We start from the raw sequence: 13,996 nt of genomic DNA on the forward strand, positions 1-13,996 counted from the left end.
GGAGCGAGCTTGCTCGCGATAGCGTTGTATCAGCCTACGTTGCTGGCGACTGACACTCCGTCATCGCGAGCAGGCTCGCTCCCACAGGTAGTGCGTCAGGCAAACTCTTCGCGGAGCATCGCCACGAACGCCTCGCGCGCCGGGTGCACCCCGGCGTTTTCGTGCCAGTAGAACAGGCTCTCGATGGCCGTCAGTTCGGGAAACTCAAACGCCACGCACCCGGCGCCCTTGGCGTATTGATCGAAAACCCCTTTAGTCACCAGCGCCACACCGGCCCCGGCGCTGACGCATCCGACAATCGCGCCATAGCTGGCCAGGCTGACAATCGGCAGCGCCAACCCATTTCGCAATAGCCAATGCTCCATCGCCGCCCGGTAAGGACAGCCCTGAGGCCAAAGGAACATCGTCTTGTCATGCAGGTCCGTCACGCTGCGCAACGGCCCCAGGGATGTCGAGGCGATCAGCAGCAACTCTTCGCGGTACATCGGCGTGCGCTTGAGGTGCGAACGTTCGACATCCACCGCCACGATGGCGCCGTCGAGCTTGTGATTGAACGTGTCGTCGAGCAACTGGCTCCAGGTGCCGGTGGTCAGCTCCAGCGCCACCTGCGGGAAACGCTTGTGGAATTTCGCCAGTAGGCGCGGCAACCGCCCGGTGGCCGACGACTCGATGGCGCCGATGCGCAACGGCCCTGAGGGTTCGGCCGAAGGGTCGACCGCCCGCTTGGCCTCGGCGGTCAGGGCGAGAATTTTCGAGGCGTAGGCCAGGAAGGTCTGCCCCGACGGGCTGATGCGCAGCCCTCGGCCTTCGCGCAGGAACAGCGCGACACCCAGCTCAGCCTCGAGGGCCTTGATCCGTGCCGTGATGTTGGACGGCACGCAATGTAGCAATTCAGCCGCGCGGGCAATGCTGCCGACGTCGGCCACGGTCTTGAACATGCGAATCTGTGCCAGCTCCATACATCACCTATAGTGAACGATTAGCGCAGTATAAGTCAGTTGTGGCGAACGATAGGCTTTCTGATACTCCGTGCATCAGCCCACAGGTGCACGACCATGACGCCGCTCACACCCTCCCCCGTTTCACCCTGGAAAATCATTCTGGCCATGGCGTTTGTCGTGGCGTGCTGGGGCTACTCCCCGACCGGCATTCATATTGGCTTGCAGGCCTACGACCCCGTGCACCTGGCCCTGCTGCGCTTCCTGCTGGCCTCCGTGTTCATGGCCGTGGTCGCGGTCTTCAAAGGCATTCGCCTGCCCAGCCTGCGAGACTTGCCGCTGATGTTCGGCCTGGGTTTCTTTGCCGTGAGCCTGCATCACGTGGCGATCAACTTCGGCCAGCAGGGAGTCAGCGCTGGCGCTTCGAGCGTCCTGGCCCAGACCACGCCGCTGTTCAGCACATTGATAGCGCGCTTCGTGTTCAAGGATCAGGTGAGCCTGTGGCGCTGGGGTTGTGTGCTGCTCGGGTTGTTTGGCGTGGTGATCGTGGTGGCGGGCGATCATGGCCTGGGCAGCATTGACGCCCACGGCTTGCTGATCCTGCTGGCGGCGGTGTCCTGGAGCCTCTACTTTGCCCTGCAAAAACATCACACCGGGCGTTACGACGGGCTGACGCTGGTGTGCTACACGGTGTGGTCCGGTACGGGGCTGCTGTTGATTTTTCTGCCCGGTCTTGTGGATCAAGTCGCCCTGGCGCCGATGCGCGTGCAGTGGGCGGTGATTGCCCTGGGGATATTCCCCAGTGCCCTGGCGTACCTGGCCTGGGCCTATGTGCTGGCGCATGTCGATTTGAGCCGGGCGACCATGACGCTGTATTTGACGCCGCCGACGGCGATGGTGATTGCGTCCTATGCGCTCGGCGAACGGCCGACGTTGATGATCGTGGTCGGTGGGCTGGTGGTGTTGGCGAGTGTGCTGGCGTTGAATCTGGAGCGGCGGGCTGTGGTTGTTCAGGTTGTCAGGGTCTGATTCAGGTTTTTCACTGTCACGTCTGGCGCTATCGCGAGCAAGCTCGCTCCCACAGGGTTTCATGGTTGCCGCGGTTCCTGAGCACGACCCAGAACCTGTGGGAGCGGGCTTGCTCGCGAAGAACGATGACGCGGTGTCACTGACTATCAGCTAGCCGAAAACCGGTCACGACTGTTGGTCAGGTGCAACCACATCGCTGCCCGCGCCGCGTCCGGGTCCTGGCGCTTGATGGCATTGAGGATCGCCTCGTGCTCAAGATTGGCCAACCCGCCGAGCTTGCTCAAGTCCACGGCCCCCCGCTCGGCGGCATTGACCCGGGTGCGCGGGATCATGGCGCTGCCCAGGTGCTGCATGATTTCGGTGAAGCAGACGTTGCCGGTGGCTTCGGCGATCAGCAGATGAAAACGCCGGTCCGCTTCGACACAGCTGTCGTTGTTGGCCAGCAGGTTTTGATAGTCGTCCAGCGCTTCACGCATCTGCGCCAGTTGCAGATCGGTGCGGCGCGTTGCTGCCAGCGCCGCCGCCTGGGTTTCCAGGCCCATGCGCAACTCCAGAATGCTGCGCACCCCCAACGCCGTGTCGACATTCAGCCGCAGCCCCTGCTCCGGTGCGCGCTCGATCACGAACGTGCCAATGCCATGCCGGGTTTCCACCAGCCCCGAGGCCTGCAACTTCGAGATCGCCTCGCGCACCACCGTGCGACTGACCCCGTGTTCCTGAACGATGGTGTTTTCCGACGGCAGCTTGTCGCCGGGCAACATCTGGCCGAGCAGGATGCGCTGGGTCAGTTTCTCCACCAGGTCATGGGCCAGGTTGTGGCTGCGCTTGCGGGCGGGTGCTTCGAGGTCTTCTTGCATGAAGGTGTCCGGAAATCAGGGCTATCGAATCCTAGCACCGTGCCCGGCGGAAATCGTGAAAAATCTCGCCAAACTTGTATGACAACACTCAACAACCGGCCCATATTCATTCGTTTAAAAGACCATCCGTCACCACCACCAGAATAACAAACCTCTAGAACAGCACCATTTCACTGGATAAAGGCGGTTGCAAGATCAAAAAACCTAGTTGTATGATGTCTATCAACGACGTAGCACCCAGCTTCACCCCGCATAAAAATAACGAGTGGGAGAAAACGCAGTGAATACATCCGTCTCCGGGATGCACGACGACGCCAATTCAGCGCTGAAGTCCGCCATCGCCAAAGTCAAACGTCACGTCTTGCCGCTGTTCGTCATCATGTTCATCGTCAATTACATTGATCGAGTGAACATCGGTTTCGTCCGTGCCCACATGGAACACGACCTGGGCATTGGCGCGGCCGCCTACGGCCTCGGCGCCGGCCTGTTCTTCATCGGTTATGCGCTGTTCGAAGTGCCCTCCAACATCCTTCTGCAAAAAGTCGGTGCCCGCATCTGGCTGACTCGCATCATGCTGACCTGGGGCCTGGTCGCCGCGGGCATGGCGTTCATCCAGAACGAAACCCACTTCTACATCCTGCGCTTTCTACTGGGAGTGGCCGAGGCCGGGTTCTTCCCCGGGGTGATCTACTATTTCACCCGCTGGTTGCCTGGCGTGGAGCGCGGCAAGGCGATTGCGATTTTTCTCAGTGGCTCGGCGATCGCCTCGCTGATCTCCGGTCCCCTGTCCGGTTTGCTGCTGCAGATCAGTGGATTCGGGATGCATGGCTGGCAATGGATGTACTTCATCGAAGGCATGTTCTCGGTGGGTTTGTGTGTTTTTGTCTGGTTCTGGCTCGATTCCAAACCCCACGACGCCAAATGGCTGAGCCGCGAAGAGCAGGACGCACTGGTCAAGGCCATCGAAGACGAACAACTGGCCCGCGAAGCCGCCACACCGATCAAGCCGTCACTGGGCAAATTGCTCAAGGACCGGCAGATCATCCTGTTCTGCGTGATCTACTTCTTTATCCAGCTGACCATCTACGCCGCGACCTTCTGGCTGCCGAGCATCATCAAGAAGATGGGCGACCTCAGCGACTTCCAGGTCGGAATGTTCAACTCGATTCCGTGGCTGCTGTCGATTGTCGGCATGTATGCCTTCGCCTCGTTGTCGGCCAAGTGGAAGCATCAGCAAGCCTGGGTCGCCGCGGCCCTGCTGATCGCCGCTGCCGGGATGTTCATGTCCACCACCGGCGGGCCGGTCTTCGCCTTCGTCGCGATCTGTTTTGCGGCGCTGGGTTTCAAATCGGCCTCGTCGCTGTTCTGGCCGATTCCCCAGGCTTATCTGGACGCACGCATCGCCGCCGGTGTCATCGCGCTGATCAACTCGGTGGGCAACCTCGGCGGTTTCGTCGCGCCGACCACCTTCGGTCTGCTGGAGGAGCACACCGGCTCCATCCAGGGCGGACTCTACGGCTTGGCCGCGACCTCGATCATCGCCGCGATCATCGTCTTTGCCGCACGCAACAAACCCAAGGTCGCCCCCGTCACCGCACCGGGCAAACCAGCGCCCCACCACGCCTGAATCATTGGTTTAAAAGGATAACGACATGACCGCACACAACATCGCCAAAGCCCCGATCATCACCAGCATGCAGGTTGTTCCGGTGGCCGGCCACGACGGCATGCTGCTCAATCTCAGCGGCGCCCACGGCCCGTTTTTCACCCGCAATATCGTGATCCTCAAGGACAACGCCGGCCACACCGGCGTCGGCGAAGTGCCGGGTGGCGAGCGCATTCGCCAGACCCTGGAAGACGCACGCAGCCTGGTGGTCGGCAGCCCGATCGGCACCTACCAGAAGATTCTCAACCAGGTACGCCAGACCTTCGCCGACCGCGATGCCGGCGGTCGCGGATTGCAGACCTTCGACCTGCGCATCACCATCCACGCCGTCACCGGCCTGGAAGCTGCGCTGCTCGATCTGCTCGGCCAGCACCTGGATGTGCCGGTCGCCGCCCTGCTCGGCGAAGGCCAGCAGCGCGATGAAGTGAAGATGCTTGGCTATCTGTTTTATGTCGGTGATCGCAACGAAACAGACCTCGCCTACCGCAGCGAGCCAGACGCCGACAACGACTGGTTCCGCGTACGTCACGAAAAAGCCATGACCGCCGAGGCGGTAGTCCGTCTGGCCGAGGCGGCTCACGCGCGCTATGGCTTCAAGGACTTCAAGCTCAAGGGCGGCGTGCTCAGCGGCGACGCCGAAATCGAAGCGGTCACGGCCCTCGCCGAACGTTTCCCCGATGCGCGCATCACCCTCGACCCGAATGGGGCCTGGTCACTGAAGGAAGCCATCCGCCTGTGCCGCGATCAGCACCGCGTGCTCGCCTACGCCGAAGACCCGTGCGGGGCGGAAAACGGTTACTCGGGACGCGAAGTCATGGCTGAATTCCGCCGGGCCACGGGGCTGAAAACCGCAACCAACATGATCGCCACCGACTGGCGGGAGATGGGCCACGCGATCCAGTTGCAGTCGGTCGACATTCCCTTGGCCGATCCGCACTTCTGGACCATGCAGGGTTCGGTGCGCGTGGCGCAGATGTGCCACGAATGGGGCCTCACCTGGGGTTCGCACTCCAACAACCACTTCGACATTTCCCTGGCGATGTTCACCCATGTCGCGGCAGCCGCGCCGGGCGAGATCACCGCCATCGACACCCACTGGATCTGGCAGGACGGCCAGCACCTGACCAAGGCCCCGCTGCAAATCGTCGACGGTTGCGTGCAGGTGCCGCAGAAACCGGGGCTGGGGGTCGAGTTGGACATGGATCAGGTCGCCAAGGCTCATGAACTGTACAAAGGCATGGGCCTGGGGGCTCGGGATGACAGCGTGGCCATGCAGTTTTTGATTCCGGGCTGGACGTTCGACAACAAGCGGCCGTGCCTGGTGCGTTGAAACGCCAAGTGGGTTGAATCGCCAAGTGAGTTGATTCAAGGGTTGCGCGTGGCCGCCTGTTGGCGGCCGCTTTAAAAAGCGCTCGGAGCCTGGCGCTTAACCCCCTAAAATGGCGCGCAACTGAATCAACGACGGATGAAACCCACATGGACAGGCTGAAAACCATCGCCGCCGGCATGGCGATATTCGCCGCAGGCCAGTGCGTGGCACAGGATCAAATCGAGACGCTGGTGAACGCCGCTGTACAACCGGTGATGCAGGCCGAAGGTATCCACGGCATGGCCGTGGCGGTCACCGTCAACGGCCAACCGCACTACTTCAACTATGGCGTCGCCTCGAAAGAAACCGGCAGCCCAGTCACAAAAGACACCCTGTTCGAAATCGGCTCGGTCAGCAAAACCTTCACCGCCACCCTCGCCGCCTACGCCCAGGCCACGGGCAAGCTGTCACTGTCGGACAAGGCCAGCCAGATTCTGCCGGAGTTGCGCGGCAGCGCTTTCGACCACATCAGCGTGCTGCAACTGGGCACCTACAGCGCCGGCGGCTTGCCGCTGCAATTTCCTGCCGAATCTGATTCGGCCGACAAAATGCTCGACTACTACAAACAATGGAAACCGCTCTACGCCCCCGGCAGCCACCGCCTGTATTCGAACCCCAGCCTCGGCCTGTTCGGCTACCTCGCCGCCCACAGCATGGGCCAGCCGTTCGATGACCTGATGGAAAAAACCCTGCTGCCGAAACTGGGCCTCAAGCACACCTATGTGCATGTGCCGCAGGACCAGATGGCGCTGTACGCCCAGGGCTACAACAAGGACGGCAAGCCGGTGCGGGTCACTCCGGGGGCGCTGGATTCCGAGGCGTACGGGGTGAAAACCAGCGCCTCTGACTTGCTGGCCTACGTCGGCGCAAACATGAAGCCGGCGTCTCTGGACAAGCCGTTGCAGCAAGCCATCGCCTTGACTCATAGCGCCTACTACAGCGTTGGCGACATGACCCAGGGCCTGGGCTGGGAGATGTATCGCTACCCGATCACACTGGATCGCTTGCTGGACGGCAACTCCACGCCGATGGCCATGCAGGCGCATGAAGTCCAGTGGCTGAATCCGCCACAAGCGCAGCCGCAGAACGTGCTGATCAACAAGACAGGTTCAACCGGTGGCTTTGGTGCTTACGTGGCGTACGTGCCATCGAAGGACATCGGTATCGTGATGCTGGCCAACAAAAACTTCCCGAATGCGCAGCGGGTCAGGATTGCGCATCAGATTCTGAGCGCCCTTTCCCGATAACACCTACCTGCAGGAGCGAGTTTGCTCGCTCCTGCAGGTTTACCCTGTCGTCCAACCTTGCATACCCACACGAACCAAGTAGGATTCGCGCCTCTTTTTTGCTTCACCTGGCCATGCATCAGGTCTGCCGAATCCTTGGCAGTGGCGGGACTATGCTGAAACAGGACATGAGGATTGATCCATGAAAGTGCTGTTGGTCGATGACCACGCCGTCGTGCGCATGGCGATCGGGATGATTCTGGCCCGTGAAGGCCATGTCATTGTCGGCGAGTGCGACAACGGTGTGGACGCATTGAGCAAGGCGTTCGAGCTCAAACCCGATGCCATAGTGCTCGACCTGGATATTCCGCAGCTCGACGGCATGGCGGTGATCGACCGCCTGCGCATCGGCGGCAGTCCGGCTCATGTCCTGGTCCACACGGGACTCAAGAGCCAGGCGTATGCGGCGCAATGCATGCGGGCCGGCGCAGCAGGCTTTCTGTCGAAGGTCGATGACCCGGTGGAGATCGTGACGGCGCTCAAGGCGCTAGCCAGTGGCAAATCCTGGTTTCCGGTCGGTACGCTCAACTCGGTGCGCCACAGCGATTTCGCCCGCAACGATGCGCAACTGCTCAACGGCATTAGCCGGCGCGAACTCAAGGTATTGCACGGCCTGGCCCAAGGCTTGAGCAACAAGCAGATCGCCGACGATATGTTGTTGAGCAACAAGACGATCAGTACCTACAAGACCCGCCTGATGCAAAAGCTCAACGCCAGCAATTTGCTCGAGTTGATCGAGTTCGCCAAACGCAACGACCTGACCTGACCATGATTCGACTGTTCCTGCGGCTGTCGGGAGTACTCGGCCTGATATTGGTGGCCCTGACCGCCCGCGCCGATCCCCTGACGCTGCTCAGCCGTGCGACCACGAGCGACATGAACCTGTCGCTCAGCACCGCGCAGCGCCATTGGCTGGACCACAAGGACGTCTTGCGCGCCGGCGTCTATCTGCCGGACCACCCACCACTGGACATCACGGCCAATCAAAAGGACTACGAAGGCCTGTCGGCCGACTACCTCGACTTGCTGGCGCGAACCTTGGGCGTACGTGTGCACGTCGAACGTTATGCCCGTCAGTCCGATGCGCTGAGCGCATTGCAACGGGGCGAAATCGATCTGGTGCCGCGGATCAATCACCTGGAAACGCAGTACAGTGACCTGCGCCTGAGCGCACCCTACGCCTATGACCAGGCCGTGCTGATCAGCCGCTTCGGCACCCACTGGATGAACAATGAACTGCCAGCAGGCACCACGGTGCTGTTCGATCCGGACTGGATTCAACAGGATCGGGTGATTTCGCTGTTTCCCGACCACCCGGTGCAGACCGTCGAATCGACCCAGCACGGCCTCGGCATGGTGGCCTATGGCGAAGGCATGGTGCTGCTCACCGACGCGATTTCCGCACAGCATCTGCTCGAGCGCAGTTACCAACAGAGCCTGAAACAGACCATCCAGCGCGACTCCGAAGGCCTGGGGTTCAGTTTCGCCCTGCAGCGCCAGAACACCCGACTACTGACCCTGCTCAATAGCGCGCTGGCAAGCATTACGCCCCAGGAGCGCATCGTCATCGCCCGCCGCTGGGGCATCGGCGCCAACCCGGGGCTCGGATACAACCGCTTGCAGCTGACCGCCATCGAGCAGCAATGGATCAAGGACCATCCGCAGATCGAAGTGCTGGCCAACGACCTGTATTCGCCTTTCAGCCTGTTTGATTCCCACGATCAGATGCGTGGCATGGCCGCCGACCTGCTGGAGATGATCAACGACCGTACCGGCCTGGTGTTCCGCCCGCGCAAGGTTTCATCGGTGCAAGCCATGATCCGCCGCACCGAGCGCGACCCGCCCGCCCTGATCGCCGCGCTGACCTACAGTGAACGACGCGATGAACAGCTGGCGTTCTCCCGGCCCTACATGATCAACCCGTTCGTGCTGGTCACCCGGGTGCAGCCCGAGCATGAAGGCCTGGCCCGGCTCAAGGGGCAGTCCGTGGCAATCATCAAGGATTCCGCGGCGGCCAACTGGCTCGAACGCGAATGGCCCGACATCAAGGTGGTCGAAGTCGATACACCGATCGAGACTTACGAATTGCTCGCCGAAGGTCAGGTCGAAGGCGTGATTCAGCCACAACTGGGCGCCGGCTACCTGATCGACCGGTTCTTCCGTGGCCAGTTGCAAATCGACTCGGTGCTCGGCGCGCAACCCGCGCTGATCGCCTTTGCCAGCGGCAAACAGAACACCGAACTGGTCTCGATCCTCGACAAGGCGCTGCTCGACATCTCGCCCGATGAATTGAGTGACCTGGCCAGCCGCTGGCAGAACCCACAGGAAAGCCACGGTGGCTGGAGCGCCTACAAGAACTGGTTCTTTCGAGCGGTGCTGGGGATGGTGCTGGTGCTGCTGGTGGTGCTTGCCTGGAATTTCGGACTTCGCCGGCAAATCGCCGAACGCCGGAAGGCACAAAGAGCCTTGAACGACCAACTGGAGTTCATGAAGGTGCTGGTGGACGGCACGCCACACCCGATCTACGTCCGCGACCGCAAAGGCGTGCTGCTGACCTGCAACCGTGCCTACCTGCAAACGATGCAGGTCGAGCTGGATCGGGTGCTGAACAAAGGCTTGATCGAAGCCGGCATCCTGCCCCTCGACGACGCCCACAGTTACAAGCGGATTCACCGTGCGACCCTTGAGAGCGGGGAACCATCCTTCGACAACTTCACCATGAGAGTCAAAGGCCGGAAACACCACGTGTACCACTGGGCACTGCCATACCGCGATTCCAATGGCACCATGACCGGGGTCATTGGTGGCTGGATCGACCTGACCGAACAACACCACTTGCAACACGCGCTGATCCAGGCCAGAAAACAGGCCGAGGCGGCCAATCGCGGCAAAAGCCATTTCCTGGCGGTCATGAGCCACGAAATTCGCACCCCCATGAGTGCGCTGGTGGGTGTGCTCGAACTGCTGCGCGAGCATCAGCCCGAACAAAACGCCGAAGCCGAACTGATCGACATCGCGCAGAAATCCGCCAACGGCATGATGGAGCTGATTGGCGAGATTCTCGACCTGTCGAAAATCGAGTCGGGGCAGTTTGAGTTACGTAGCGCCAGCGGTTATCCGCAACGCCTGGCGCGCACAGTGCTGCAGAGTTTCGCCAGCCTCGCCCAACAGAAAAACCTGGCACTGGAGTTCGTCAGCCATGGACCGGACTTCGCGGTGCAACTCGATGCACTGCGCTTTCGGCAAATCCTCTCCAACCTGGTGAGCAACGCCATCAAATTCACAACACAGGGTACGGTGACCGTCGAGCTGAGCCTTGAAAGCGATACGCCGCTCGCCCAACTGCAACTGAGGGTGCGAGACACCGGCATCGGCATGGACGAACAACAACGCCAGCACCTGTTCCGGCCCTACACCCAGTTTGCCGACCCTGATTCCGAACTGCAGACCGGTACCGGCCTGGGCCTGGCCATCTGTCAACAACTGACCCAACTGATGGGTGGCCACCTGGACTGCACCAGCGCCCCGGGCCAAGGCTCGTGCTTTACCCTGACGATGCAGGTGACGCCAGTCAGCGAAGGCGACCTGCCATCGCCGGTCGATGCCTTGCCATTGCCGACGCTACCGCGGCGCAACGTGCTGATTGTCGAGGATCACGAGTTCAATCGCGTGGTGTTGCAGCGCCAGCTTGAATCCCTGGGGCTGCGCGTCACCTGCGCCGAAAACGGCCTGGAAGGCCTCAATCTCTGGCGCCTGGACACGTTCGATTACCTGATCACCGACTGCAGCATGCCGCTGCTCAACGGCGACAGGATGACCCGTCGGTTACGCGCCATCGAAGTGGCCGAAGGTCGCACACCGACCCATGTGGTGGGCCTGACCGCCAATGCCCAGCCTGAGGAAATCCAACGATGCCTCGACGCCGGGATGAACGCTTGCCTGTTCAAGCCGCTGACCCGCAGCGCGCTGGAACGTTACCTGCACGAGGCCGAACGAACACGCCAGGCCACCGCACCGTGCTTCGACCTGTCCAGGGTCACCGACATTACCGCCGACGATGCGCTCATGACCCGCCAGTTGTTGACGACCGTGCTGCGCACCAACCAGGAAGATTTCGACGCCATGCAGGACCTGTTTCGCGCGGGCGACTTCAGTGCCATGGGCCGGCATTGCCACAAAATACTCGGCAGCGCGCGGATCATTCATGCGGCGCCTTTGATCGGTGCCTGCGAACAACTGGAATCAGGCTGTGAGGCAACGACCACGCAACAGGAGGTGCATCCTTTGTTCGAGGCCTTCGCTTGCCAGATGAAGCGTTTGCAGGCGCACATTCAGCGCGTCATCGACAGCGATAGCTTGTAGGACGATTCCTACAGAAACTTGGGATTCGCCCACATTACCCAACCCTCACGCCTGCGCAGAATTCGCCTTCTCTTTTCCCTGTTGGCGGCGGATCACTATGTTTGCGTTGCGTGTGCGATTGTCCTGGAAGTCGGTGTCTGGAGCGTTGCTGGTATTGGGAGGTACGCCTGGGCTGGCCAATGCCGCCAGTTGCGACAGGATCACCTGCCTGGTTTCTCCACAGGCCAACGTGTTGATCGACGATGGCTCCTCGTTCCATGTCGGCACTGGCGGCGTATTGAGTGACAGTACCGTGAGCAACGGTGTGATCGACCTCCGGGATTCCGGCGCGGCGCAGGGCACACATGTCATCGGCGACGGATGGCTGATGGCACAAGACAGCAGCACGGCATTCGACAGCGTGGTGAAGAGTGGCGGCACGATGGTCATCGTCGGCTCGGCCACGGCATTGAGCACTCGTGTCGATGGCGGCGATTTCGAGGTCGCGCAAAACGCGGTGGTCAGCGACACGCAGCTCGACGCCGGCAGAATGTATCTGTACATGGATGCCACGGCCAAAAACACCCGCATCGGCAACGCTGAAATGACGGTCTATCAAAACGGCAATGCGCGGCAGACGACCGTTGACAACGGTGGAGTGTTGTCGGTCCTCGATTCGGCCTCCGCCTCCGATACGGTGGTCAATCAAGGCGCGAGGATGGATATCGCGGCCGGCACCTCCGTGCGCATGACAACGGTCAACACGGGTGGCGTCATGGTGTTGGCCGACCGCGCCGGCGCCAGTGAGACAACGATCAATCAGGGCGGCCTGCTGCAACTGAAGGGGGATGCAACCCTCGGTCAAACCAGCCACATCGACGGTCAGGTCAACTTCGCCGGCCCGGAAATCAGCGGCTTCCATGTATTGACCTTCGAGGGTCCACTGAGCGGCAACGGCAGCTTCCTGATGAACACCGACCTGGCAGCCCTGCAAGGTGACTTGATCAGGGTCCAGGGGCCGCTCAGCGACACCCACACACTGATCGTTGCCGACTCCGGTCGCGCGCCAAGTAGTGCGTTACAGAAACTGATGTTGGTCGATGGCAATGGTGGCAGCGGCAACTTCACCCTGTATGGTCAGACTGTTGACGCCGGGGCTTATCGCTACCAGCTGCATCAACAAGGGAACGACTGGTACCTGGCCAACCTGGCCGAGATCGATCCCGTCACCCCGCCAGTAGAGCCACCCGTTCAGCCGCCGGTGCTGCCTCCTGTCGAGCCACCCGTGCAGCCGCCGGTGCTGCCTCCTGTCGAGCCACCCGTGCAGCCGCCGGTACTGCCTCCTGTCGAGCCACCCGTGCAGCCGCCGGTGCAGCCTCCTGTCGAGCCACCCGTGCAGCCGCCGGTGCAGCCTCCTGTCGAGCCACCGGTGCAGCCGCCGGTCGAACCGGTTTTTCCTGTGAACCCTGCTGAGCCGATCAGCCCCGTCCAGCCTCCTCGCCTGCCGCAGTCTGAAGTCTTGAGCAAAGGCGCCAACGCCGCTGTCGCCAACCAAACTGCCGGTGCAGCCCTGATCAGTGCTCAAATGAGCGCCACCACCGGCCATTTCGGCGACCTGCGCTCAGGCAAGGACAAGGGTGGTCTGTGGACCCGCGGTTATGGCACCGAACAACGCCTGGACACGGGGGCCAGCCGCGCGTTCCAGCAACAGGTCAACGGCCTGGAAATCGGTGCCGACAAGGCCCTGCCACTCTCCGACGGGACACTCTATGTCGGCGGCCTGATCGGCCAGGGTCAGGGACATCAGGATTTCGGTGAGGCCAGTAAAAGCAGCATCGACAGCACCACGATCGGCGCCTATGCCAGCTATCTGGATCACAGCGGGCTGTATCTCGATGGCGCGCTGAAGTACAGCCGCCTAGACAACGACATCGACATCACCAGCAACCTGGGTGAGCCGGTCAAGGCGCATTACAGGAACCATGCCGTGAGCGCTGACGTTCAAGTCGGCAAGGCTATCGACCTGGGCCAGGGCTGGTTTGTCGAACCCCAGGCAGGATTGCAAGCAGCGCGCATCAGTGGTGGCCGCTACACGGCGAGCAATGGTCTGGACGTGGAACAGGATTCGATGAAATCGCTGCAAAGCCATGTCGGCGGCTTGTTCGGTCGCGAAGTGCAACTGGATAACGGCATCGCGATCAAACCCTACGCCAAGGCCGCGTGGATTACCGAGCATGCGGGCGACAGTCACGTGAAGGTCAACGGCGCAAAACTCGACAGCCGTCTGCCGGGCTCAAGGGCGGAAATCGGTGGCGGGATGAGGGTATCGATGGCTGGGCAACACAGCCTGATTGTCGAGGCCGGCTACACCAACGGCAGTGATATCGAACAGCCTTGGGCGGCTACCGTGGGTTATCGCTACAGCTGGTAAACGTAAGCCGACCAAAAGCCTGTGGAGCGAGCTTGCTCGCGATGGCGTCGTAACAGTCAATATAACTGTTGAATGTCAG

At 61.3% G+C, this 13,996-nt stretch carries 9 protein-coding genes; 7 read left to right on the top strand and 2 right to left on the bottom strand.

Annotated elements, in window-relative coordinates; translation table 11 throughout:
* Positions 1-95: 95 nt before the first annotated feature.
* Positions 96-959: a LysR family transcriptional regulator gene (locus tag KW846_RS22210; protein ID WP_218485286.1), complete on the bottom strand. Its 864-nt coding sequence runs from the start codon at positions 957-959 to the stop codon at positions 96-98.
* A 96-nt stretch (positions 960-1,055) separates the two neighbouring features.
* Here KW846_RS22210 and KW846_RS22215 point away from each other — a divergent pair, with 96 nt between their 5' ends.
* Entirely contained in the window at positions 1,056-1,967 is a 912-nt protein-coding gene (locus KW846_RS22215; RefSeq protein ID WP_218485288.1) for a DMT family transporter, read from the top strand.
* A 146-nt stretch (positions 1,968-2,113) separates the two neighbouring features.
* On the opposite strand, the gene KW846_RS22220 is transcribed toward KW846_RS22215, so the two are convergent.
* Complete coding sequence (locus tag KW846_RS22220; RefSeq protein WP_218485291.1) at positions 2,114-2,824, bottom strand: FadR/GntR family transcriptional regulator; 711 nt, start codon at positions 2,822-2,824, stop codon at positions 2,114-2,116.
* Between the two features lie 280 nt (positions 2,825-3,104).
* Here KW846_RS22220 and KW846_RS22225 point away from each other — a divergent pair, with 280 nt between their 5' ends.
* The 6 genes from KW846_RS22225 (at position 3,105) to KW846_RS22250 (ending at position 13,917) form a co-directional block, all read left to right on the top strand.
* On the top strand, positions 3,105-4,451 hold the full coding sequence (locus KW846_RS22225; RefSeq protein WP_218485293.1) for an MFS transporter: 1,347 nt from the start codon (positions 3,105-3,107) through the stop codon (positions 4,449-4,451).
* Between the two features lie 25 nt (positions 4,452-4,476).
* Positions 4,477-5,820 (top strand): glucarate dehydratase, encoded by a 1,344-nt coding sequence (gudD, locus tag KW846_RS22230; protein ID WP_218485295.1) that lies wholly within the window; start codon positions 4,477-4,479, stop codon positions 5,818-5,820.
* A gap of 176 nt (positions 5,821-5,996) precedes the next feature.
* The gene (gene ampC, locus KW846_RS22235) at positions 5,997-7,106 is read left to right on the top strand and encodes a class C beta-lactamase (RefSeq protein WP_371321775.1); all 1,110 of its coding nucleotides are present in this window, start codon (positions 5,997-5,999) and stop codon (positions 7,104-7,106) included.
* Between the two features lie 181 nt (positions 7,107-7,287).
* Entirely contained in the window at positions 7,288-7,911 is a 624-nt protein-coding gene (locus KW846_RS22240; protein ID WP_218485299.1) for a response regulator transcription factor, read from the top strand.
* A gap of 2 nt (positions 7,912-7,913) precedes the next feature.
* A complete protein-coding gene (locus KW846_RS22245) occupies positions 7,914-11,507 on the top strand; it encodes an ATP-binding protein (protein ID WP_218485301.1) in 3,594 nt (1,197 codons plus the stop codon).
* A 97-nt stretch (positions 11,508-11,604) separates the two neighbouring features.
* Positions 11,605-13,917 carry an autotransporter outer membrane beta-barrel domain-containing protein gene (locus KW846_RS22250; RefSeq protein ID WP_218485303.1) on the top strand — a complete coding sequence of 771 codons (2,313 nt, stop codon included), beginning with the start codon at positions 11,605-11,607 and terminating at the stop codon, positions 13,915-13,917.
* The last annotated feature ends 79 nt before the right edge of the window (positions 13,918-13,996 follow it).

The organism is Pseudomonas sp. PDM32, assembly GCF_019219225.1.
Lineage (GTDB): Bacteria > Pseudomonadota > Gammaproteobacteria > Pseudomonadales > Pseudomonadaceae > Aquipseudomonas > Aquipseudomonas laurylsulfatiphila.

Coding starts and splice junctions, on each gene's coding strand:
- ampC (WP_371321775.1), top strand. CDS start 5,997: ATGGCGATATTCGCCGCAGGCCAGTGCGTGGCACAGGATCAAATCGAG.
- KW846_RS22245 (WP_218485301.1), top strand. CDS start 7,914: ATGATTCGACTGTTCCTGCGGCTGTCGGGAGTACTCGGCCTGATATTG.
- gudD (WP_218485295.1), top strand. CDS start 4,477: ATGACCGCACACAACATCGCCAAAGCCCCGATCATCACCAGCATGCAG.
- KW846_RS22240 (WP_218485299.1), top strand. CDS start 7,288: ATGAAAGTGCTGTTGGTCGATGACCACGCCGTCGTGCGCATGGCGATC.
- KW846_RS22220 (WP_218485291.1), bottom strand. CDS start 2,824: ATGCAAGAAGACCTCGAAGCACCCGCCCGCAAGCGCAGCCACAACCTG.
- KW846_RS22215 (WP_218485288.1), top strand. CDS start 1,056: ATGACGCCGCTCACACCCTCCCCCGTTTCACCCTGGAAAATCATTCTG.
- KW846_RS22250 (WP_218485303.1), top strand. CDS start 11,605: ATGTTTGCGTTGCGTGTGCGATTGTCCTGGAAGTCGGTGTCTGGAGCG.
- KW846_RS22210 (WP_218485286.1), bottom strand. CDS start 959: ATGGAGCTGGCACAGATTCGCATGTTCAAGACCGTGGCCGACGTCGGC.